Source organism: Marinobacter halodurans, from assembly GCF_004327985.1.
In the GTDB taxonomy this organism is placed as follows: domain Bacteria; phylum Pseudomonadota; class Gammaproteobacteria; order Pseudomonadales; family Oleiphilaceae; genus Marinobacter_A; species Marinobacter_A halodurans.
Map to the genome: position 1 here is coordinate 1 of NZ_SJDL01000126.1, position 1,304 is coordinate 1,304.

Annotated in this window: 1 protein-coding gene; it reads right to left on the minus strand. The window is 48.0% G+C overall.

Annotation, left to right across the window (positions count from 1 at the left end; translation table 11 throughout):
* Positions 1-805: 805 nt before the first annotated feature.
* Complete coding sequence (locus EZI54_RS23700; RefSeq protein WP_131484310.1) at positions 806-1,114, minus strand: hypothetical protein; 309 nt, start codon at positions 1,112-1,114, stop codon at positions 806-808.
* Between the last annotated feature and the right edge of the window lie 190 nt (positions 1,115-1,304).

Here is a 1,304-nt window from a genome sequence, read left to right on the forward strand (position 1 = left end):
CGGGCGTCAGGTCCAGGTCGTCCTGGGCGATGACGGCGTTATCCATCAGTTGCTGAAACATCGCCATACCGCCCTGGCCATCGAGGAAACGGCTACCGGTGCGGGCCTGGAGGCTCTGCTCGACCAGAACAAAGGGGTCAGGTGTTCAGTTGCTAATTGACTGCTTTTTCCAAGCTCATCATATGCCCTCATCGATTTCTTCAACTGGCGCCGCGCAAGTGAAGTATCTATTAATTAGCATTTCAACACCTGACCCCTTCGGTCTGACCCCTTCGGTCTTTACACTGCTAATTAACATTTCAACACCTGACCCCCTCCCCTCTGACGTTGCCTGAACAAAGGGGTCAGGTGTTCAGTTGCTAATTGACTGCTTTTTCCAAGCTCATCATATGCCCTCATCGATTTCTTCAACTGGCGCCGCGCAAGTGAAGTATCTATTAATTAGCATTTCAACACCTGACCCCTTCGGTCTGACCCCTTCGGTCTTTACACTGCTAATTAACATTTCAACACCTGACCCCCTCCCCTCTGACGTTGCCTGAACAAAGGGGTCAGGTGTTCAGTTGCTAATTGACTGCTTTTTCCAAGCTCATCATATGCCCTCATCGATTTCTTCAACTGGCGCCGCGCAAGTGAAGTATCTATTAATTAGCATTTCAACACCTGACCCCTTCGGTCTGACCCCTTCGGTCTTTACACTGCTAATTAACATTTCAACACCTGACCCCCTCCCCTCTTTCAAGCATTAAAGCCTGCCGTTGCCGAGCCTGTAATACTTGAGCGCCAGAACTAACTTTGTTTGGACCTACTTATTTAGATCAATGAATGTCCAATCGGATGAATCGTTTTTAATTGCATCGATATCGCTCTCGCTCAATTGAAAGTTGCTGACAACATAGTTCTCGTCAACTTCTTCCGCCTCATCCTTTGAATTACCTCTTGGATCGGGCGGAGAGTCTCTAAGCTCAATAAATTTCTTCGATGCTGGTTCGAATACGATGAGGGCAACCCAACCGGCCTTTTTTGAGCTTTCTCCTCGAACAATATCAACTACAGCGTCTAAGTCGTAAGACTGTCTGTTGCCAGCCAAATCAAAGTAGTCACAAGTAATCATTTCAGTTCCCTAATCGTAGGGTTAATAAGGGGAGCTAAGGGGTCAGGTGCTTAATTGCTAATTGGGGAGCTAAGGGGTCAGGTGCTTAATTGCTAATTGCCATCGATTCCGAAGTTCAACATCGTCCTCTATCGCCTTCTCCAACTGCCGCCGCGCGTGGGAAATACCTCCCACAGAACCAAGCTGAAAG